Source organism: Pectinatus sottacetonis (genome assembly GCF_015732155.1).
Taxonomy (GTDB): Bacteria; Bacillota; Negativicutes; order Selenomonadales; family Selenomonadaceae; genus Pectinatus; species Pectinatus sottacetonis.
In genome coordinates this window covers 1,216,987-1,237,419 of sequence record NZ_WIQK01000001.1, presented here as the reverse complement: position 1 = coordinate 1,237,419, position 20,433 = coordinate 1,216,987, and the positions used below count along the sequence as shown (strand labels likewise).

The following is a 20,433-nucleotide window of genomic DNA, read 5'->3' as shown; positions in this document are numbered from 1 at the left end:
TAATAATAATAACTTTATACCTTGTTATAATGATAGTGATATAAATATTCTCTGGGGAATTCCGAGTTCCGGTTAATAGCCAAATATTTATAGCATGATATTATTGTGAGGCGGCAATAATATATTATGGGATAAAGTGGATTATATCTTCTGGAAAAATAAAAAGCAGAATATATAGGTGGATAAACTGAAAAACTGCCATGTTTAAACAATTAATACAATGGAACCATCTCCTTTCGAGGCTGTTATTGATTTTTATAAATAAAAAAAGGCAAAGATATCATTGCAATAAAAAACCTTTACGATGATATTTTTGCATTTTTAGAATTTATTTCATGCGAATTATAATGGACTAATAGAATAAAAAATATTAAACTAGTAATTTTCATTATCAGGAGATAAATAAAGCATATGTAGAAGTATGACTGTTTATTTAACTGGGGTGATAAAATGGATATTACAAAATAATTAAATTTATTTCTATTAGTCCACTTGTAAATCACAGACTCATCAATGGAATAATAAATTATAAAATTTTACAGAGTCTGTAAAAAATAAAAACCTTCTGCCAAAAAAAGGCAAAAGGCTCCATCGACTAAATCCATATAACAAAAATAAAAGGATGTATTCGAGAAATCCCCTTCCTATCGCTCGCAGGTTCGACAAATTATATTGTCATCGGTGATTGTCAAATAGGCAGTTCTTCTGGCTTCAGATCATAGCTAAACTGTGCCTTCCCAGGATAAATCCCAGTGACATAATACAGCATTACTCCCTGTTACAGCGGCGGGACCGCGCCGGTATTTCACCGGTCTTCCCTATTAAGCCTTGCGGCACCTATTCCTATATAATATTTTAGATAACTAAATTTCTATATAATTTAGTATATACTTACTTTTGACATTTGACAATATTTATTTTATGATAAAATATTTTTATTATTTTATGAAAAAATAAAAATATTTGTATGCACTGATAATATAATAAATTTAGGGAGCATAATTTGTATTTTTAATTGAAAATGAAATGCGTTATATGGTATAATTATTAACGGAAAATAATTTTTCTTAACCTAAGAGGAGGAATAATAATATGGCTGATTTTGCAAATCCGTTTCAGGGAAATGTTGAGCGAAAATTAACTAAGGAAGAATTGATTCAAGCGGTTCGTTTGGATATTTCTGGGGAGCTGGAAGCAATATATCTTTATGATGCACATGTACAGGCAACTGATAATGAAATTGCGAAGAAAGTTATAGCTGATATACGGGATGAAGAAAAAGCGCATGTTGGCGAACTTATGACATTACTTCGTATTCTTGATCCTCAGGAGGCAGAACATTTTATTTCTGGCGAAAATGAAGTAAAAGAGCTTTTGCAGGAATTGGAAAATGAAACTAAGGCTAAAAATACAAATATTATATCTTCAGCTACTATTGGCAGCCTTATGAAATAAATTTTTATGAAGATAATACGAGGAGGGTAATGTTGATGGATTATTTATCCAGAGAGTCAGCTCCATTTAGTGAGGAATTATGGAAGCAAATAGATGATACTGTTGTAAATACAGCAAAAATGGTTTTGCATGGCCGACGATTTATTTCGGTTTTAGGGCCGTTAGGAATTGGCGTTACTAATATTACTATTGATAATGCTGATGAACTGCATGAAGTGGCTAAAAATGGATTGATAATGACTTTAGGACGAAAGTTTTCTGAAATTCCAACACTATATTCTGATTTTACCTTATCAGCTAAGGATATACAGAGTGCTGTTCATTTCGGCTATCCCATTGATTTATCAGAAGCTATTAATGCAGCAGAAAATTGCGCCTTGAAAGAAGACAGACTAATTTTCTTTGGTGATAATACCTTCAATATAGATGGTTTATTCAGTGTAGATGGCGCCAATAAAATTGAACGGTCAGACTGGTCTACTGGAGAAAATGCTTTTGTAAATATTGCGGCAGCGATAAATTTGTTGGTAGAAAAAAGAATATATGGTGCTTATTCATTGGCCCTGAGTCCGGATTTATTCTTGCAAATGCAAAGGCTACAGCAGGGAACAGGACTGCTGGAAATTGACAGAGTAAAAAAACTTTTAAATAAAAATATATATATTACGCCTGCATTAGGAAAAGAAAAAGCGGTCCTTGTATGTGCGGACAGCCGCAATATGGATTTGGTTATTGGACAGGATCTTAAAACTGCATATTTAGAACAGACCGAACTTAATCATAAATTTCGCTTGTTAGAGACATTATTGTTGAGGATTAAACGGCCGCAGGCTATTGTACGTTTTGAATAAAAGAACTGTATAGATATTTACTGTAAAATAACAGTTCTTTATATAAATTATATAATTAATATTTTGGAGGTAATTGAGAATGGACAAAGTTGTTTTTTATCGTTGCGAAAAATGTGGTAATATTGTAGCTCTTATAAATAATGGCGGTGGCACCCTTACTTGTTGTGGTCAGCCAATGACTAAGCTTGTTGCTAACACAACAGATGCTGCACAGGAAAAACACGTTCCTGTAGTAACTAAGACTGATGGTAAGATTAAAGTTGCAGTTGGTTCTACATTACATCCAATGCAGCCGGAACATTATATTCAGTGGATTGCGCTTGTGGCAGATGCCCGTGTACGTCTTCAGTTTCTAGAACCTGGACAAGAACCTAAGGCTGAATTCTGCGGTGCTGAAAGTGGCACAGTATATGAATATTGCAATTTACATGGATTATGGAAAACAGATTTTTAATGTAATATATAAAGAAAGAGATTCTCACATAGGGAATCTCTTTCTTTATATATTGAGTAGATAGTAATTAAAATATATTGAAATTTTTATAGCATAGTAATATAATAATAATTAATCATTGACTGAATGAAGGTTGCAGACTCGTTACGTTAGTCATGAGTTAGACACCACACTAGTCAGTATGTATAGAAATATGCATATAGAGATTGGCATAAGACCAATCCAAGCTATAAAAAATAGTAACGTTTTAACTGTAAAGCTCATCACGGCAGAGATATAAATGCAGCCATAAACATTCGTAATGAAGGATTAAGAATATTAAATAGAAATATATATAATAACCGTAAGAACTACGGGGATAGCCTGTGGAGATAATGTAAGACGTGTTTTTGGCGCAACTATCGGTGAAGGAAGAGCTCCACGACTTTAGTTGTGGGAAGTCCAGAATGCTTTTCATATAAAGAGTAAATTTTATATGAAATTTGTTTTTAGATATCATATGTTTGCCAGTTGGCAGTAAATGAAAGAGGAATGTATTATTATGGAAAAGATATTAGCTGATAAATATAAACTTTGGATTGACGGTGAATGGAAAAATGCAGAAGATGATAAAGTATATGAAAGTATCTGTCCGGCAACTGGAGAACATTTAGCAGTCTGTGCTGATGCATCTAAAAAAGATGTTGATGTGGCAGTAAAGGCAGCATGGAAGGCCTTTCCTACATGGAAAAAAACAAGCGCAGTACAGCGTTCAACAATATTACTGAAAATTGCAGAGATTATAGATAAGAATAAAGATAAACTTGCGATGATTGAAAGTATGGATAATGGTAAACCAATAAGGGAAACAAGTATGATAGATATTCCTTTATCAAGCGATCACTTTAGATATTTTGCCGGAGCAATAAGAACGCAGGAAGGGACAGCTTCTTTTATAGATAAGAATACTTTGAGTATAGTAGTAGAAGAACCATTAGGTGTAGTTGGACAGATTGTTCCCTGGAATTTTCCTTTTTTAATGGCAGCATGGAAGCTTGCTCCAGCATTAGCTGCGGGAAATTGTATAGTATTTAAACCTTCTAGTGAAACCTCATTAAGTGTACTAACACTTGGTAAATTAATAGAAGATGTTTTGCCGGCAGGTGTTCTTAATATTGTGACAGGAAGGGGATCCACCACAGGTGATTATATACTGAAGCATCCTGATATAAGAAAGCTGGCTTTTACCGGTTCAACAGAAATTGGATATAATGTAGCTAAGGCTGCTGCTGATAAACTTATACCGGCAACATTGGAATTAGGTGGTAAATCAGCAAATATTTTCTTTGATGATATGCCATGGGAAAAGGCCATTGAAGGGGCTTGTATGGGAATATTATTCAATCAGGGACAGGTTTGCTGTGCTGGATCAAGAATATTTGTGCAAGATACAATATATGATAAATTTTTACAAGCTGTGAAGGAAAAATTTGAAGCTGTTAAAATAGGATTGCCCTGGGAAAAAGATACAATGATGGGCAGTCAAATCAGCCAAAGACAACTGAAAAAGATATTAACTTATGTGGATATTGCTAAACAGGAAGGTGCTCAAATCATAACTGGTGGTAAAAAAATAAATATAGGAAAATTAAAAAATGGTGCTTATATGGAACCTACCATATTAGGGAATGTTACAAATAATATGCGTGTGGCACAGGAAGAAATATTTGGACCGGTAGTATGTTTTATAAAATTTCATAGTGAAGATGAAGTGGTAAAACTGGCCAATGACAGTGAATATGGTTTAGGTGGGGCTGTATGGACAAAAGATATTAATCGGGCAATAAGAGTTGCCCGAGCAGTAGAAACAGGGCGTATGTGGGTAAATAACTATAATAATCTACCGGCACATGCTCCGTTTGGTGGCTATAAAAAATCAGGTATTGGCAGAGAAACCCATAAAATGATTTTAAAAAATTATTCACAGATAAAAAATATTTTTATTGATATAAATGAATCCCCTGCTGGTTTATACTAAAATTTTTATAAAAGAAAAAGAAGGGAGCTGTGTATATGAGATGCTTTCAGGAGGCGATAAGTAATCGTCGTACCAATTATAATTTAGGAAAAGATATTAAGATTCTGCCATCACAGATTACTGCTGCAATAGAAAAACTTGTGATAGAAGTACCATCTGCGTTTAATATGCAGTCTACCAGAGTGGTAGTGGCAATGGGCAAGAAACATTCTGCAATATGGCATATAACAAAGGAAATTTTGCAGGAAATTGTGCCCAAGGATCGGTGGTCTCAGACAAAAGAAAAAATAAATAGTTTCATGAATGCATATGGAACGGTTTTATTTTTTGATGATATTCAGACAGTGCAGGATATGCAGAAGCAATATACTTCTTATGCAAATAATTTTCCAATATGGGCTCAACAGGCTAATGGTATGCTGCAGTTTGCTGTTTGGACAGCCTTGACTAATATGGGGTTGGGTGTAAATTTACAGCATTATAATCCACTTATTGATGAAAAAGTAAAAATTTTATTTTCCATACCGGAGAATTGGAAGTTAATTGCTCAGATGCCATTTGGTAGACCATTACAAGCTCCGGCAGCAATAGAAAAAATGCCGGTAAGCAGACGGGTAAAAATTTTTTATCCGGATGTTTGATATAATTTAAGGAGGAACTAATATGTCAATTTATGATTTTGTAGTAAAAACGAACCACGGGAAAGAAAAATCTTTAGCAGATTACAAGGGCAAAGTATTAATAATTGCAAATACCGCCAGTAAATGCGGTTTTACTCCGCAATATGAAGAACTTCAGCAGCTTTATGCAAAATATAAAGATCAGGGCTTTACAATATTGGCTTTTCCAAGTAATCAGTTTGCTAAACAAGAACCTGGGACTGCTCAGGAAATAGAACAATTCTGCAAACTTAATTATGGTGTTTCATTTCCTATTTTTGCTAAGGGTGATGTTCGGGGAGAAACAGCGCAGCCGTTATTTAAATATTTGATAAAACAACAGCCGTTTAAAGGGTTTGATAATAATCATCCAAATGCTAAGGGACTGCAGGATGCGATAAATACTAATTTCCCTTCGTTTATGGAAGGTGATTCTATAAAATGGAATTTTACCAAGTTTCTTATAAATAAAAAAGGAGAAGTAGTTGGCCGTTATGAACCTACTACTACTCCAGCACAAATGACAGAAAAAATAGAAGCTTTATTAAAAGAGTAATATCAGGTAGATTGTAACTTTGTGTTAAGAAATGTAATATATAGCAGGTAGTTAATATAAGGCAGTTTGGTGATAAGGCAACTTTTCATATAAATACTGCTATGCATTGACTACCTGCTGTTTTATTGCATATAAATGCAGTAATATATACTTGTATACATATTTTTTTATAAATAAAGGAAAATATTAGAGAATAGAGAATATATACAATAATAGTTATTATTACAGCAGCTGCCACAAGGAAAGAGGCTTTACATATGAAAAATTTACATTCTATTAAAGTAAGATTAACAATTGTTATCGTAGCAGTTTCTATTGTTACAATAATCTGTATAGGTAGTTTTTTTATCTATAACATGGTGCAAAACAGTAATGAACATATCAAAGAATATCGCCAGACATTATCAGATAGTGTGGATCATGAACTGAAAATGCAAACTCAGATGGCGGTGAGTGTTGTCCAAAGTGTATATGAGAAACAGCAGGCGGGTTTATTAACACAGCAGCAAGCTGAAACTCAAGCAGCTTCACTTGTTCGCCAAATGCGCTATGATAATGGTAAAGGTTATTATTGGATAGATACATATGATGGAATAAATGTAGTTTTGTTGGGACGCTCTACTGAGGGGAAATCCCGTATGGATGCAGTAGATCCAAAGGGAAGACACTATATAAGAGAAATAATTGAGAACGGACGTAAACCGGGTGGTGGATATACGGATTTAATGTTTCCTAAACCTAATGAAACTACACCTTTACCTAAACGAAATTATTCCTTAGCTTTTGAACCATATAAATGGGTGCTGGGTACAGGTAAATGGATTGACTATATTGATGATAAGGTAGCACAAAAAGAAAAAGTAGAGGATCAAGGACTTAAAGATAATATTGTAAGAGTTATTATCTATATGCTTATATTACAACTTATACTTATTGGTGTAGCAATTTATATCGGTAAGGTTATAGCTACGCCAATTGAATTTGTGACTAAGAAAATGCATGTACTGGCTACAGGTGACTTTAACGAAACTATTGAGGGAAAGATATTAAGCCGTAAAGATGAGCTGGGGACAATGGGCAAGGCATTACAGACATTGCGAGATAATGTTAAAGAATTGTTGAAAAAAATTGCGGAGTCTTCTGAATATCTGGCAGCTTCATCAGAAGAATTGACTTCTAGTGCAGAACAGTCGGCTACAGCGAGCAATCAAGTTGCTGATTCAATGGTAAATGTAGCTCATTTATGTAATGATCAATTTACTGCAGTTGATAGTGCTACCAAGCAAACTAATAATTTTTCTGGGCAAATGCAGCAATTTATGAGCACAATGGAAGAATCAGGTAAAAAAGTTAAACAGACCAATGAATCAGCTATAAAAGGAAATAAGGAAGTTTATGCAGCAGTTGAGAAAATGAAGTCTATGAAGGAATCGGTAGGTAAATCTGCAGATGTAATAGCCGGGTTAGGTGAAGAATCGAAAAAAATAGGTGTAATAGTCGATACTATTGCAAATATTGCTGGGCAGACAAATCTTTTAGCATTAAATGCGGCTATTGAAGCAGCACGTGCTGGTGAACATGGTAAAGGATTTGCTGTAGTGGCTGAAGAAGTCAGAAAACTTGCGGAGCAGTCACAGTCGGCTGCATCGGAGATAGCGCAGCTTATAGGAACTATTCAAACAGAAGCACAAAATGCAGTTGATGTAATGCAGCAGGGTGTCGATCAGGTTGAGTCTGGTGTAAAAGCCGTAGACAATGCAGGGGGTACTTTTGGCGTTATTGTAGATATGGTAACACAAATAGATAAACAATCAGTGAGTATGGAAAAAATAGCAGCTGGATTGGCAAGGGGAACAGAAAATATAGCGGAATCAGTTACGCAAATGGATTCTATGAGTCGGAGTGTTTCTTCAGAGGCAGAAAATGTTTCTGCCGCGACAGAAGAACAGACAGCATCCATGAATGAAATTGCCGATTCGAGCAGGGCTTTAGCTAAAATGGCGCAGGAATTACAAAATGCAATAAGTAAGTTTAAAATATAAATGAATCGATCTACTGAATTTAAAATATGAGAAATATAGGAAAGCGCGCTGTATGAGATTTTAGGGTTTTATACAGTGCGCTTTCTATTTTAAATTATATATTTTTTATATTTTAATGAGATTAAAAAAAACATTATGGATAAAAAAGTGTTCAATTTGCTATTGTAATTTACGAAATTATAATTTATAGTTTCTATCTAAAAGGAGGAATACAATAAATTTTTTATACTTGATTAAAAAACACCAAAAGCACAAAAACATAACTTATAGTTTTAATTAATTTATGTTTTTTATTCAAAAATATACTTTATATTGCTATCGTATATACTATTAATATATAATGTATATATAAGGAGGTAGATATTTATGCCTAAAAAAGTAATTAGTATAAAAATGGATGAAGATTTAAAAAGAGATACGGAAAAAGTATTAAAAAGTATGGGATTAAATATGTCTACAGCAATTAACTTATTTGCCAGACAAGTGGTAAATAGAGGATATATTCCTTTTGAAATAAAAGCAGCCTATGTACCTAATGCTGAAACCAGAAAAACATTAGATGATGTTAAAGCTGGTAAAAATTTGGTAGGTCCGTTTAAATCAACTAAGGAAATGATGGATTATCTTAATGATTGATTTATGGTTATCTAGTAGATTTAAGAAAGATTATAAAAAAGCTATAAGACGTGGCTGCGATCCTAAAAGACTGGAAAAAGTAGTCAATATATTACGAGAACAAAAAGAGTTGCCTGCAATATATAGAGATCATGCATTAATTGGTGATTATATAGGTTTTAGAGAATGCCATCTTTCACCAGATTGGTTATTAATCTATCAGATACAAAATGATAGGTTAGTCTTATTCTTATCAAGAACAGGTACACATAGTGATTTGTTTTAATCTTCGTAAGGGACTGTGACAAAATGAGAAATCATTTTGTCACAGTCCCTTTCTCTTTAATAATTTTATTTTTTAATGTTCTTTTTTCTTATAGCATATATTCTGTAAATACTTAATTAGACCTTTCGGACGCCGCTTGAGGGGCGCATGTTAGTAATATGCCCTTCCAAGGCTAGAACAAGCCTCCGGTTTACTGGAGATCATGACTAAAATAGTAGAAAATTCTATCTATTGATATTACTATATATTATTAATACGAGTTTGATATAAAAATTTATTCTGACATAGAATTGTAACAAATAAGATTATAAATAGGAATATAATATAAAAAATATAAAGGATAAAATGGGCAGATAGGGAATAGAAAATAGTCATAAAAATTTGTTTGGGAAGTGATGTTTTGTGTAAAATATAATGCTTTTCAAAGAAAAATAAATTATTAGCAGTAGTATATTAATTATTTAAAAGGCGGAAATTTATATGCATATCAGGAATGTAATAAAATCAAAAAATAAACGTCTTATTGTTATAGGAAGTCTTATGATATTAGTAATACTGCTTGGAGGAGCATATAAATTGCTCTATCAAAGACAGGGTATACACGATAAAAAACTTGTTACAGCAGTACATATTGTTAGTGTAAGTAAAAAAGATCTTGTAAAAAACATATCATTAGTAGGACATACAGTACCAAAGGAACAAATTGATATAGCTGCTAAATATCCAGGAAAAATAGAATATGTTGGTGCTGCACTTGGACAAGTTGTTAAAGCAGGACAGGTTTTAATAAAGGAAGATGTTGGTGATGCAGCACTTACTGTAGATGCAGATAGGCATGCATATAATCAAGCAGCTGCAGATGCTCAGACAGCTGAAGTACAGCTTAATGCCAATTATAGCAGAGCAAGGGCTGATTATGATAAAGCTCAAATGACATATCAGCGTAATGAAAAAGTTTATGAGGTAGGAGGTATTTCTGCTGATGATATGGATGCATCCCGACAGCAAATGGAAGATGCTAAGGCTAATTTAGCGGCAATAGAAGATCAGATGAGTAATGGACAAGCTTCTTCCATAGTGTCTGCTAAGGAAAATATGGCAAAAGCAAGAAGTACATTATTAATAGCACAAAAACAGGAAAATGATATGTATTTGACATCATCGGCGGATGGAATAATAGGCTACAGACAGGTAGAAGCTGGCGATGTGGTAACTGCCGGACAGAAACTTTTAAGTGTATATAATAATCGTACGATGTATGTTGACTATCAGGTTTCAGAGCAGGATCTGCCAGCTTTTTCAATGGGAATGCCGGTTGATGTCAATATTGAATCACTAAGTCAAAGTGTTAAGGGCAGCATAATATATATAAGTCCATCTATAGATTCGACATCGATGACGTATGTTTTACGGGTGTCACTTGATAATCCGGATAATCTTTTAAAAGGTGGAATGTTTGCCCGGGCATTGGTTAAAAGTGTTTTAGGCAGTAATGTTATTGCTGTTCCTAAGGCGGCCATAATTGCTAAAAATGGGAAAAATTATGTTTATATAATTGGCAGTAATAATGTAGTACAGCAGAAAGAAGTAGCCGTGGGAATTTCAGGTGATGAAGATACTCAGATAATAAGTGGACTAACAGTAGGAGAAAGGGTAGCAATTGATAATCTTGCCCGTTTGCGCACCGGACTTAAAGTGAATCCTCTTATTGACGGGAGTGATGCAACGTGAATATCACACGGTACTGTATAAAAAAACCTATTGGTATTTCCATGATCGTATTATTTTTTGTTGTATTGGGATTGTTTAGTTTTTACAAGATTGGTGTGGAGCTGTTGCCAGCGATCAATATACCGTATGTAACAGTAACTGTCAATTATCCTGGTGCTGATTCAGAGGAAATAGAACAAGATGTAATTAAGCCTTTGGAAAATTCATTGTCATCATTAACTAATTTGAAGCATATGACAGCTGTAGCCAGACCAGAAAAGGCACAAATTACATTAGAGTTTCAATTCTGGACTAATATTGATGCAGCGGCTATTGATACCAGTCAGTATGTCAATAGTGTCTTGAATAAGCTGCCGACTGGAATACAAACACCTACTGTTTTAAAAAGAGATGTTGATGCATTGCCAATTATGGAAATATCGGTATTATCTAATAAACCACTGGGAGAAGTCTATACTGTGGCGAATGATACTTTTGTAGAACGTCTGCAGCGGGCGGAGTGTCTGATATACAAGTAGATGGTGGTAGAGATAAAGAAATAGCAGTTAATGTAGATAAAGATAAATTAAAATATTTTGGCTTGTCTTTAGCACAGATAATTTCCCAAATAAAGCAGGAAAATGTTTTGGCACCAGCTGGTTCTGTATATGGAAAACAAACAGAAACCAATGTTCGCCTGACGGCAAAATATAAATCACCGGCGGAATTGGCATCAATTTATGTTCGCAATAATAAGGGCGCAGCTATTTCATTATCAAATGTTGCTAATGTACAGGAACAGGATAAGCGTGTTACGCGTTATGCAAGAACTAATGGACAGGATGCTGTATCTCTATCCGTATATAAAAACAGCAATGCTAATATTGTAGAAACATCAAAAGCCGTTTTGACTCAATTGGATCAATTGAGAAAAGACTATCCCGATTATCAATTCGTGGTAGTAACAAATTCCGCTACTTATGTACAGGATGCTCTACATAATACTTTAGAAGCATTGATGGAAGGTTTATTTACCACAGGATTAGTGCTTTTCTTATTCCTGCGCAGTTGGCGATCCACAATGGCAGTTCTTATAGCTATACCAACATCGTTGATAACGACTTTTTTTATGATGTATGTAGCTGGGTTTACTTTTAATATGTTGTCATTAATGGGAATGTCATTATGTGTAGGGATATTGGTCGATGATTCTATAGTTGTGCTGGAAAATATACATCGACATTTGAAAAAGGGAAAAACATCAGAGCAGGCAGCAGAAGATGGGCGAAACGAAATAGGTACAGCGGCAATAGCTATTACTTTATGTGATGTGGTTGTTTTCATGCCAATTGCTTTTATGAATGGGATGACTGGTCAATTTTTTCGACAGTTTGGTCTGACTATTGTTTTTGCAACACTTTGCTCGTTAGCAGTATCATTTACGCTTACACCAATGCTGGCATCACGGTTTTATAAGAATGGAGTAGAAAGTCCACCGTCTGGAAAGTTATGGGGGTTTTTAACGAAAATAGGTAATGAAGTTATATTACATTATGATAAAATATTACAATGGAGTTTTTTTAATACTAAAAAAATTATAGCAGCAGTGATAGTTTTACTTTTATTATCAATAAGCTTATATTATCCACTGGGAATTATTGGCGGTGAATATATGCCAAAGACAGATGAGGGTGGTTTTCGAGTATCTATGCAATTCCCAGTGGGGCAAAATATAGATACTACAAATGGAAAGGTAATGCAGGCAGAAAATTATTTGATGAAGCAGCCAGAAGTTAAAAATTATCTATCAAGCGTCGGACAGCCAGCAGGTAATTATGCGAGGATTAGTGTTCAGCTTGTTGATAAAGGTCAGCGTGGTATAAGTGTATGGCAGGTATGTGATCATGTACGTAGTTATTTAAAAAAGAAGTTTCCGGAAGCTGTGGTACAAGTAACCGCTACTGAAAATTCTATGCCTGGTGTGTCGGGTGGAACAGGAACCGGTGGTGGAAATAAATCACCAGTACAAATAGAAGTAAGCGGTAATAATTTACAAAATACAGTAAAAGCATCTAACATAGTGCAGGATACTTTAAATGAAATAAATGGAATAAAAGATGTTCGCAGTTCTTATACAGAAGGAGCACCAGAATTACGTCTTATTGTTGATCGCGATAAATTAAAGTACTTTAATACAACGGCAAATGACGTTCAGAATGTGTTTTCTGGAGCTATAGCAGGTTCTTTGGCAGGATATCTGGCAAATGATCCCAATAATGATTATCAGGATACTGATATATATGTGCGGCTTAAGGGAAGTGATGGTTTTACGCCGTCTGATATAAGATCTATTCCAGTGAGTACCTCTACCGGTATGGTGGATCTGGGGGAAATTGCTGCAGTAAAATATGATGCTGGACCAGTAATGTTACGGCGAGTTGATAAAAAGGAATCTATCAATATTTCTGCTAATATTGATGATGATAAATCTATGCAGGACATATTAAGTACAATTTCACAGAGGTTGGCAAAAGAAAACTTAGGGAAAGATGTAAGCTATAGATTTATTGGACAAGCTGATAATATGAAGGATACTTTTTCTCAGATGGGGCAGGCAATATTATTATCATTGCTTTTAGTATATATATTGCTGGCAGTTTTGTATGAATCATTGTCAACGCCGCTTATAAGAATGCTTTCCTTGCCTTTTGGATTGATTGGTGCTTTTTTCTTTTTAGCTGTGACAAGGAATACAATTAATCTCTATTCATTATTAGGAATATTAGTTATGGACGGTTTAGTTGCTAAAAATGGTACGTTACTGCTTGATTACACATTAACGCTTATGCATAGAGGGCAAGAGGCTAAAGCTGCCGTGATACAAGCAGCAAAAACACGGATAAGGCCTATTTTTATGACTTCAATAACAATGGTTACGGGTATGCTGCCGACAGCATTGGCAATGACACCGGGTTCTGAAACAAGAGTAAGTATGGCTTGGGTAGTAATTGGAGGATTATTATCATCAACATTTTTTACGTTAATAGTAATACCATTAGTGTTTGTATATTTTACGAAAAAGAAGCTTTCTGTAAAAAAAAATTTTTCCCCTTTAGACAGATGGCTAAACTCTGGAAACATTAAAAAATGAAAATAACGGGGCTGTTGCACGCAGTATTTTTATAAATATTACACAATGCTTTTAATATTTACTAGGAGCAATGAGAAAGTGTATGCTTAATTTAATTATGCGTTAGCGGTTCCGTTATATTAGTTTTACATAGAATGAGAAATAGTATGGGTGAATTTATCATCGGCTCGTTTATAAATAAACTCGCGGACACCAATTAAATTTACAAATAATAAAAAACTGGTAAAAAAGAATAAGTTACGTATACCAGAATGGGCAGCAATTTGTCCACCTAAGACAGAACCACAAAATACACCAAGAAATTGGGCTGTCTGATTATAGCTAAACATGCGGCCGGCAATTTCAGGCGGAATATTTTGTTTTAATATGGTATTGATGGATGGCAGCATAGCACCTGTAGGGATACCTATCAGAAATCGCAGTCCCATTAACTGCCATTCATTTTTTACAAAAGCCTGGGGGATAAATAAAATAGTTGCACAGATAAGAGATGCCAAAATAATTTTATGTGCACCAATTCGGTCAGATAATCGTCCTAGCAATGGAGCGGCAAGTATGCTGGAAAAACCCGAGGAAGCGAATACCAGCCCCGAGATAAAGGCAAGATGTTCTGTTTGCGGAGCTAGAGATGATATATAAACTGTAATTATAGGTTCTATAGAAAAAAGGGCAGCTTGTATAATAAACGTTGTTATAAACATTCCAATGATTAGGGTCTTATCAGGTAAAATGTGCCAGATATTACCAAAAGACATAAGTGCTTTTTGGGGTGGAGTGAAATCTTCCTGAACGAAAAAAAGTGTCAAAAAAAAGGCAATGAGTAAGAATAAACCCATCACAATAAATATACTGCGTATACCTAAGAGTTCTACTAGATACCCACCCATAAGCGGACCCAAAAGCATACCGCTTATAGTACCTGTTGATAATGTACCTAATGCCCAGCCAGCTTTATTTTCAGGTGTTTGTGTAGCTATTAAGGTTATAGCACCAGAATTAAAACCGGAAATAGTACCCATTAAGATACGCAGTCCCACGAGCTGATAAACAGAATTAACTAAACTGATACTGCCAACGACTATTGCCATGCCTAGACTAGCCCGCAAAAGCATAGGTTTTCTGCCGTATTTATCAGCTAATTTCCCCCAAAAGGGTGAAAAAAATGCCATTACAAATGTGGTACTGCCAAAAGCAATACCTGACCAGGTTTCTATTTGAGCCATATCATGCATACCCAGATTTTTTATAAAAAGAGGCAGTACAGGTGCGATCTGGCTCAGGGCTGATGTAGTTGCGAATGATCCTAGCCAGCAGATAAATAAATTTCGTTTCCAATTTTCCAATGTAACACCTGCTTTAAATATTTTTATCATTAATAGAAGAAATACCGTTAATAAATGCCTGAATTAATAATAGATAGCTTTTTTCTTTATCGACAGGATTGTGAAACCAGCCGGATGTTTCGAGGGAAACAAAACCATGCATAACGCTACGCAATCCTCTTACTGCATGAATAAGATTTTCATCGTGGAGATTATCATACTGGGAAAAAACTTTAGATAATACATCCATGAGATTTACGGTAGCAGCTTTAAACTTATCATTACTTTTACATTCCCAGGCGATGGAAATAATAGCTTGATATTGTCCAGGAAAATGGTGAGCAAATTGCCTATATGCTTCAGCAATGTTTAAAACGGCATCATCCTTGGATTTACCAATAGCAGCTTCAACAAGATACTGTTTTAAATGCAGATTGGCATAAATAACGAGCTCACATTTTAAGTGAGCTAGACTGTCGATATGATTATATAATGATTGTTTTTTTATATTCAATTTTTCAGCAATTTTGGTTAAGGTTACAGTATCAAGTCCATCATTATCGGCTATGTGGGCAGCTGTTTTTACCAATATTTCTGTAGTTAATTTATTGCGCATAAACATTACTCCATAATATAAAACTAATTTGATAGAGCTATGTGTAAGAGAGAAAATATATAGCTTACTAAATACATCATAAAACTTACATAGTAAGTTGTCAATAAAATTATCTTGTTGACAGATCATTGTCATGGTGTGATAATAAAATCGTTAGGTACCTTATAAAAAAGTAAAATATAGCTATTGTCACTATATTTATATGGAGAGAATAATTATTATGGAAGAAGAAAAATTAAATGAACTGCATATGATGATTCATCGTTTAAGCAGTCTCCGTGAACGTTTTTTTTATCATGTGAATGATAATCTTCTCCTGCCGCCGGGACAAAGCCGGGTAATTCGTTTTTTATCTGAATATGGAGCGATACGGCAGAATGAACTAGCGGAAAAGCTGGCGATCAGGCCGGGGTCTTTGAGTGAACTGCTAGGCAAATTAGTGAAAAATGAATATATAGAAAAAATTACATGTCTTGATGATAAAAGAAAAATTATAGTAAGACTAACAAAAAAGGGAAGGGAAACATCATTAATCTATCATGCAGCACATTTAAAATTTCTTAATAAAATGTTTGCAATACTTTCTGATACCGAGTTTGAGTCACTTTGTAAAATTTTGACTAAATTAGTAAAGTCATGGGAAATTTTATGCAAGACAGAATTAAAAAATAAATAAAATAGTACATTAGAAATAATATAAACGCATAGAAGAGGAAGAGCAAGAACAATGAGAAATAAATATTTATATTTTTTAGCAGGGTCACATTTGTGTTGTGATATCAATTCTGGTGCACTGCCGGCATTGCTGCCATTTTTTGTTTCGTATTATGGTATGGATTATAAAGCAGTGGCGGGCTTAATGTTTGCTGCTAGTTTTTTATCATCAATAGTACAGCCAGCCTTTGGTTATCTTGCCGATAGAGTTTCACGTCCCTGGTTCATGGCGTTTGGAGTTTTACTTAGTGGGATTTCTCTGGGTATGACAGGTTTTATGAGTAATTATTGGTCAATTTTTGCTGCTGTTACTTGTATGGGAATAGGCAGTGCTATTTTTCATCCTGAAGCAGCACGTTTTGTGAATAAAGTTTCTGGTGATAAAAAAGGATTGGGGATGAGTATTTTTTCTGTAGGGGGAAATGGTGGCTTTGGCATAGGACCACTTATGGCAGTTGCTTTAGTAAGTTTTTGGGGAATGCAGGGGACGGCTGTCTTTACAATTATTTCCCTATTCATGGGGACAGCACTGTTTTTCTTTATGCCTAAGCTGAAACAGGCTGCGGAAACATTTTTCGTACAGGATAAGTTCTGTATAGAAGAAGGCAACACTACATCAGGGAAAAATGACTGGCATGCATTTTCCCGTCTAACTATTGTTATTGTTTGCCGGTCAATAGTATTTTGTGCAATACAAAGTTTTTTACCACTTTACTGTATACATATTTTACTGCAGTCAAATGCAGTAGGGAGTTCTACACTTACTATACTTGCTCTTATTGGAGTAGCGACAACACTTATCGGTGGAGTGTTAGCTGATCGGTTTGGTTATATCAGAGTAATAAAATATTGCATGATTGCCCTAGTGTTTTTTTTGTGCGCGGTATTAATGAGCAAAAATATTATTATAGTTTATCTGCTGCTTATTCCTATGGGGTTTGCTATGTATGCTTCTTATAGTTCGTATGTTGTTTTAGGACAAACTTATTTAGCAAAAAATATTGGGTTTGCTTCTGGTGTTACATTGGGACTTTCTTTTAGTGTAGGAGGTGTTGTTGTCCCTTCATTGGGGTGGTTTGCTGATAATTATGGGTTAACAGCGGTTATGCAGCTTATTGTAATTATTGCCATATTAGGAGCAATGGCAACATTTTTTCTTCCTAAGGTAAATAAGGGTGTTTAGATAAAGTAGCGTATATGATCTTTCAGGTGAAATTGTGATGGAATTGGTAATATTCCACCACAATTTTTTTGCAGTAAAAATAGGTTTATAGAATATAATAAAAATGACTTATTGCTAGATTCAATTAGTAAAATATTTTAAATGAAGAGAAAATGTATGCTGGAAAAATTTATGGTAATTGGTAATAGGTATATAAATAGCAAATTTGCGAAAAAGTAATTGTAAAATTCAAGTGATTTTATGTTAAAATATAATTATTCGCTAAATTTATAATAGAGATTGCAATAATAATAATATTTGTTAATAGTGCATAAGTATTAAATTAATTTAATACTTAAATTAAATGCGTCTCTATTTGGTAAAATAGTTATTAAAAAGGGAGGAGCTATATGAAAAACATATTTTTAAAACGAAAAATATATCTTATTTTGATCTGTATAATGGCGGTGGCAGCGGCAGTTTCTATGCAGGGTGGATGGAAACGCACACAAAAAAGATGGAACTCAGACATTAACGACATCGGGCGTGGACCTGATACTCCGGCATATTTAAGTCTACATTACCGTCTTCGTAAAATGTATTTTATGATAGAACCACATAAACCGAGGCCAATTGTATTTTTAGGAGATAGTATGACAGATGAAGGGAACTGGGAAAGATTGTTTCCAGGACAGAATGTTGTAAATCGTGGCATTGGCGGTGATACTACACTGGGAGTTTTGAACAGATTGGAGCAGATTATAGAGCTGAATCCACCTAAGATATTTCTTATGATAGGAACTAATGATCTTTGTTATAATCGCTCTATAACAAAAACAGTAGAAAATTATGATCGTATTTTATACCTTTTGCACAAAAATCTGCCTGATACAAAAATATATGTAGAAAGTGTTTTTCCTTTTAACGATAAAATTTTTCCCTCAGTTTATTTGAGAACTAATAAGAATATTAAATTGTTGAATGTGCAGATAAAAAAACTGGCTGCTAAATATAATGATCCATATCTCGATATTACAAGACCATTTACAGGAAGTGATGGCAGGTTACCTGCTCAATATACTATAGACGGACTTCATTTTAATGAAAAGGGATATAAGGTTTGGCGTAATCAAATACAAAAATATGTAAAGTCATAATATCATATAAAATACAATTGCTGTTTTATGGCAAAAGAGGTGGTTTTTCCCTGATGGGAGATAAGTTATGGTGAGTAAAAATAGTATATTAAAGGCAGCAAGCGCATTTGAAGACCCTCGTCATTTTAGGTTAAGACTGTGCCTTGAGGGAAGCTTTATAGGAGTAATTACTGGAATTGTCGTATCAGCATATAGATGGATATTAGAAGGTTCCGATAAGTTGCGGCCGATATTATATCGGTATTTTACATGGGATAATTGGCAGTATGTTGTTTTATATTGTTTACTCATGTTGTTGTTTTCCTATTTATTGTATTTTATAGTAAAAAAGGAACCTCTTTCTTCTGGTAGTGGTATTCCGCAGATAAAAGGAATACTTCTTGGGCGTATGCATATGCATTGGTTCAGTGTGTTGATAGCTAAATTTGTAGGGGGCGTTATAGCTATTGGCTCAGGTCTTTCACTAGGACGTGAGGGCCCTAGTGTGCAGTTAGGCGCAGCATTAGCACAGGGCGTAAGTAGGGGAAGAAGACGTTCGCGCATGGAGGAACGTTTTTTATTGACAAGTGGAGCTTGTGCAGGCTTGGCTGCCGCATTTAATGCTCCATTGGCGGGGATTATATTTGGTTTTGAAGAATTATACAGAAATTTTTCTCCCATAGTTCTTATGGGAACAGCAGCCGCATCTGTTGCTGCTACAGCAATGATAGATATATTTTTAGGTGGCAGTACAGTTTTTCATATTGGAAATTTACATATTTTGCCACTGCATATGTATGGGTTGTTGATGTTGTTAGGGGTTTTTATTGGTTTTTTAGGATATGGTTTTAATTATTTATTGTTTTGGATGATGGATTGGTTTGATAAGCAAAAAATATTGAAAAAAATGTGGAAACCAGCACTGCCCTTATTTTTAGCTGTTGTTTTGGGGTTTGTACTGCCTCAGGTTTTAGGCGGTGGGAACCAGTTAGTAGATGTTTTAGTACGTGAACACTATGGAATACTGTTTTTAATCGTTTTATATTTAGGTAAATTTATTTTTACAACGTTATCATTTGGTTCGGGCGTTCCAGGCGGAATTTTTCTTCCTATGCTTGTTTTAGGTGCAGTAGCTGGTAGTGTTTTTAGCTATGCAGCTTTATCATTAGGACTTATAGATTCTATTTATGCAGCTAATTTTATAGTATTTGCTATGGCAGCATATTTTGCTGCAGTGGTAAAAGCACCTATAACGGGAAGTATACTTATAATGGAAATGACTGGTTCCTTCCAGCATATGCTGGCCTTGATTTTTGTGTCTATGACAGCATATGTAGTAATGGATATGATAGGTGGGCAGGCTGTTTATGATGCGCTTTTAAGCCGTTCCTTGAAGAAAAATAAAAAAGTAAAAGAAGCACTTAGTTATAAACGAGTGATACTAGAAAGAGTTGTCGGTAATGGGAGCTTTGCTGATACAAAGTGTATAAAATCTATTGAATGGCCAAAACACAGTTTGGTAATTAACATTAAACGTGGTGAAGAAGAATTCGTTCCAGATGGAGAAACAAGATTGCAGGCAGGGGATTATTTATATATACTAGCATATAATAATCAGATAGAAACATTGCAGAATTTATTGGCAGAAAAAGAGCTTACACATTAAATAAAAAACCTTCTATTTTAA

At 34.5% G+C, this 20,433-nt stretch carries 18 protein-coding genes and 1 riboswitch; of the genes, 16 read left to right on the top strand and 2 right to left on the bottom strand.

Annotated elements, in window-relative coordinates; genetic code table 11:
• Nucleotides 1-678: 678 nt before the first annotated feature.
• A riboswitch (cobalamin riboswitch) is annotated at nt 679-856 on the bottom strand.
• A gap of 236 nt (nt 857-1,092) precedes the next feature.
• From I6760_RS05730 to I6760_RS05680, 12 genes are all read left to right on the top strand, one after another.
• Nucleotides 1,093-1,455, top strand: a complete 363-nt coding sequence (locus I6760_RS05730) for a demethoxyubiquinone hydroxylase family protein (RefSeq protein WP_196593497.1) — start codon at nt 1,093-1,095, stop codon at nt 1,453-1,455.
• A gap of 35 nt (nt 1,456-1,490) precedes the next feature.
• On the top strand, nt 1,491-2,306 hold the full coding sequence (locus I6760_RS05725; protein WP_196593496.1) for a family 1 encapsulin nanocompartment shell protein: 816 nt from the start codon (nt 1,491-1,493) through the stop codon (nt 2,304-2,306).
• A 79-nt stretch (nt 2,307-2,385) separates the two neighbouring features.
• Nucleotides 2,386-2,760 (top strand): desulfoferrodoxin, encoded by a 375-nt coding sequence (locus I6760_RS05720; RefSeq protein WP_196593495.1) that lies wholly within the window; start codon nt 2,386-2,388, stop codon nt 2,758-2,760.
• Between the two features lie 541 nt (nt 2,761-3,301).
• Nucleotides 3,302-4,777: an aldehyde dehydrogenase family protein gene (locus tag I6760_RS05715; protein WP_196593494.1), complete on the top strand. Its 1,476-nt coding sequence runs from the start codon at nt 3,302-3,304 to the stop codon at nt 4,775-4,777.
• A 35-nt stretch (nt 4,778-4,812) separates the two neighbouring features.
• Nucleotides 4,813-5,418 carry a nitroreductase family protein gene (locus tag I6760_RS05710; RefSeq protein WP_196593493.1) on the top strand — a complete coding sequence of 202 codons (606 nt, stop codon included), beginning with the start codon at nt 4,813-4,815 and terminating at the stop codon, nt 5,416-5,418.
• A gap of 22 nt (nt 5,419-5,440) precedes the next feature.
• Nucleotides 5,441-5,992 (top strand): glutathione peroxidase, encoded by a 552-nt coding sequence (locus I6760_RS05705; protein ID WP_196593492.1) that lies wholly within the window; start codon nt 5,441-5,443, stop codon nt 5,990-5,992.
• Between the two features lie 257 nt (nt 5,993-6,249).
• Nucleotides 6,250-8,034 carry a methyl-accepting chemotaxis protein gene (locus I6760_RS05700; protein ID WP_196593491.1) on the top strand — a complete coding sequence of 595 codons (1,785 nt, stop codon included), beginning with the start codon at nt 6,250-6,252 and terminating at the stop codon, nt 8,032-8,034.
• Nucleotides 8,035-8,400: 366 nt separating this feature from the next.
• The gene (locus I6760_RS05695; RefSeq protein ID WP_196593490.1) at nt 8,401-8,670 is read left to right on the top strand and encodes a type II toxin-antitoxin system RelB/DinJ family antitoxin; all 270 of its coding nucleotides are present in this window, start codon (nt 8,401-8,403) and stop codon (nt 8,668-8,670) included.
• On the top strand, nt 8,663-8,935 hold the full coding sequence (locus I6760_RS05690; RefSeq protein WP_196593489.1) for a type II toxin-antitoxin system YafQ family toxin: 273 nt from the start codon (nt 8,663-8,665) through the stop codon (nt 8,933-8,935). Before I6760_RS05695 ends, I6760_RS05690 begins: the two co-directional genes overlap by 8 nt.
• A gap of 480 nt (nt 8,936-9,415) precedes the next feature.
• Complete coding sequence (locus I6760_RS05685; protein WP_196593488.1) at nt 9,416-10,666, top strand: efflux RND transporter periplasmic adaptor subunit; 1,251 nt, start codon at nt 9,416-9,418, stop codon at nt 10,664-10,666.
• Nucleotides 10,663-11,184, top strand: coding sequence for an efflux RND transporter permease subunit (locus I6760_RS12830; protein ID WP_330997947.1), 522 nt, complete (start codon nt 10,663-10,665; stop codon nt 11,182-11,184). Before I6760_RS05685 ends, I6760_RS12830 begins: the two co-directional genes overlap by 4 nt.
• A complete protein-coding gene (locus tag I6760_RS05680; protein WP_330997946.1) occupies nt 11,166-13,796 on the top strand; it encodes an efflux RND transporter permease subunit in 2,631 nt (876 codons plus the stop codon). The genes I6760_RS12830 and I6760_RS05680 overlap by 19 nt, the downstream gene beginning before the upstream one ends.
• A 125-nt stretch (nt 13,797-13,921) precedes the next feature.
• Here the strand turns inward: I6760_RS05680 and I6760_RS05675 are convergent, their stop codons facing one another.
• Nucleotides 13,922-15,169 (bottom strand): multidrug efflux MFS transporter, encoded by a 1,248-nt coding sequence (locus I6760_RS05675; protein ID WP_231036111.1) that lies wholly within the window; start codon nt 15,167-15,169, stop codon nt 13,922-13,924.
• Nucleotides 15,153-15,734, bottom strand: coding sequence for a TetR/AcrR family transcriptional regulator (locus I6760_RS05670; protein WP_196593487.1), 582 nt, complete (start codon nt 15,732-15,734; stop codon nt 15,153-15,155). The genes I6760_RS05675 and I6760_RS05670 overlap by 17 nt, the downstream gene beginning before the upstream one ends.
• Before the next feature lie 202 nt (nt 15,735-15,936).
• Here I6760_RS05670 and I6760_RS05665 point away from each other — a divergent pair, with 202 nt between their 5' ends.
• The 4 genes from I6760_RS05665 to I6760_RS05650 all read left to right on the top strand — a co-directional run bounded on the left by I6760_RS05665 (nt 15,937) and on the right by I6760_RS05650 (nt 20,412).
• Entirely contained in the window at nt 15,937-16,410 is a 474-nt protein-coding gene (locus I6760_RS05665; protein WP_231036109.1) for a MarR family winged helix-turn-helix transcriptional regulator, read from the top strand.
• 51 nt (nt 16,411-16,461) lie between these two features.
• Nucleotides 16,462-17,631 carry an MFS transporter gene (locus I6760_RS05660; protein WP_196593485.1) on the top strand — a complete coding sequence of 390 codons (1,170 nt, stop codon included), beginning with the start codon at nt 16,462-16,464 and terminating at the stop codon, nt 17,629-17,631.
• Between the two features lie 389 nt (nt 17,632-18,020).
• On the top strand, nt 18,021-18,767 hold the full coding sequence (locus I6760_RS05655; RefSeq protein ID WP_196593484.1) for a GDSL-type esterase/lipase family protein: 747 nt from the start codon (nt 18,021-18,023) through the stop codon (nt 18,765-18,767).
• 67 nt (nt 18,768-18,834) lie between these two features.
• The gene (locus I6760_RS05650) at nt 18,835-20,412 is read left to right on the top strand and encodes a ClC family H(+)/Cl(-) exchange transporter (protein WP_196593483.1); all 1,578 of its coding nucleotides are present in this window, start codon (nt 18,835-18,837) and stop codon (nt 20,410-20,412) included.
• Nucleotides 20,413-20,433: the final 21 nt, after the last annotated feature.

Excerpts from the sequence above, each read along its gene's own strand:
- I6760_RS05710 (WP_196593493.1), top strand. The coding sequence starts at position 4,813 with ATGAGATGCTTTCAGGAGGCGATAAGTAATCGTCGTACCAATTATAAT.
- I6760_RS05720 (WP_196593495.1), top strand. The coding sequence starts at position 2,386 with ATGGACAAAGTTGTTTTTTATCGTTGCGAAAAATGTGGTAATATTGTA.
- I6760_RS05700 (WP_196593491.1), top strand. The coding sequence starts at position 6,250 with ATGAAAAATTTACATTCTATTAAAGTAAGATTAACAATTGTTATCGTA.
- I6760_RS05705 (WP_196593492.1), top strand. The coding sequence starts at position 5,441 with ATGTCAATTTATGATTTTGTAGTAAAAACGAACCACGGGAAAGAAAAA.
- I6760_RS05695 (WP_196593490.1), top strand. The coding sequence starts at position 8,401 with ATGCCTAAAAAAGTAATTAGTATAAAAATGGATGAAGATTTAAAAAGA.
- I6760_RS05655 (WP_196593484.1), top strand. The coding sequence starts at position 18,021 with ATGAAAAACATATTTTTAAAACGAAAAATATATCTTATTTTGATCTGT.
- I6760_RS05660 (WP_196593485.1), top strand. The coding sequence starts at position 16,462 with ATGAGAAATAAATATTTATATTTTTTAGCAGGGTCACATTTGTGTTGT.
- I6760_RS05690 (WP_196593489.1), top strand. The coding sequence starts at position 8,663 with ATGATTGATTTATGGTTATCTAGTAGATTTAAGAAAGATTATAAAAAA.
- I6760_RS05730 (WP_196593497.1), top strand. The coding sequence starts at position 1,093 with ATGGCTGATTTTGCAAATCCGTTTCAGGGAAATGTTGAGCGAAAATTA.
- I6760_RS05715 (WP_196593494.1), top strand. The coding sequence starts at position 3,302 with ATGGAAAAGATATTAGCTGATAAATATAAACTTTGGATTGACGGTGAA.
- I6760_RS05650 (WP_196593483.1), top strand. The coding sequence starts at position 18,835 with ATGGTGAGTAAAAATAGTATATTAAAGGCAGCAAGCGCATTTGAAGAC.
- I6760_RS05675 (WP_231036111.1), bottom strand. The coding sequence starts at position 15,169 with ATGATAAAAATATTTAAAGCAGGTGTTACATTGGAAAATTGGAAACGA.
- I6760_RS05670 (WP_196593487.1), bottom strand. The coding sequence starts at position 15,734 with ATGCGCAATAAATTAACTACAGAAATATTGGTAAAAACAGCTGCCCAC.
- I6760_RS05665 (WP_231036109.1), top strand. The coding sequence starts at position 15,937 with ATGGAGAGAATAATTATTATGGAAGAAGAAAAATTAAATGAACTGCAT.
- I6760_RS05685 (WP_196593488.1), top strand. The coding sequence starts at position 9,416 with ATGCATATCAGGAATGTAATAAAATCAAAAAATAAACGTCTTATTGTT.
- I6760_RS05725 (WP_196593496.1), top strand. The coding sequence starts at position 1,491 with ATGGATTATTTATCCAGAGAGTCAGCTCCATTTAGTGAGGAATTATGG.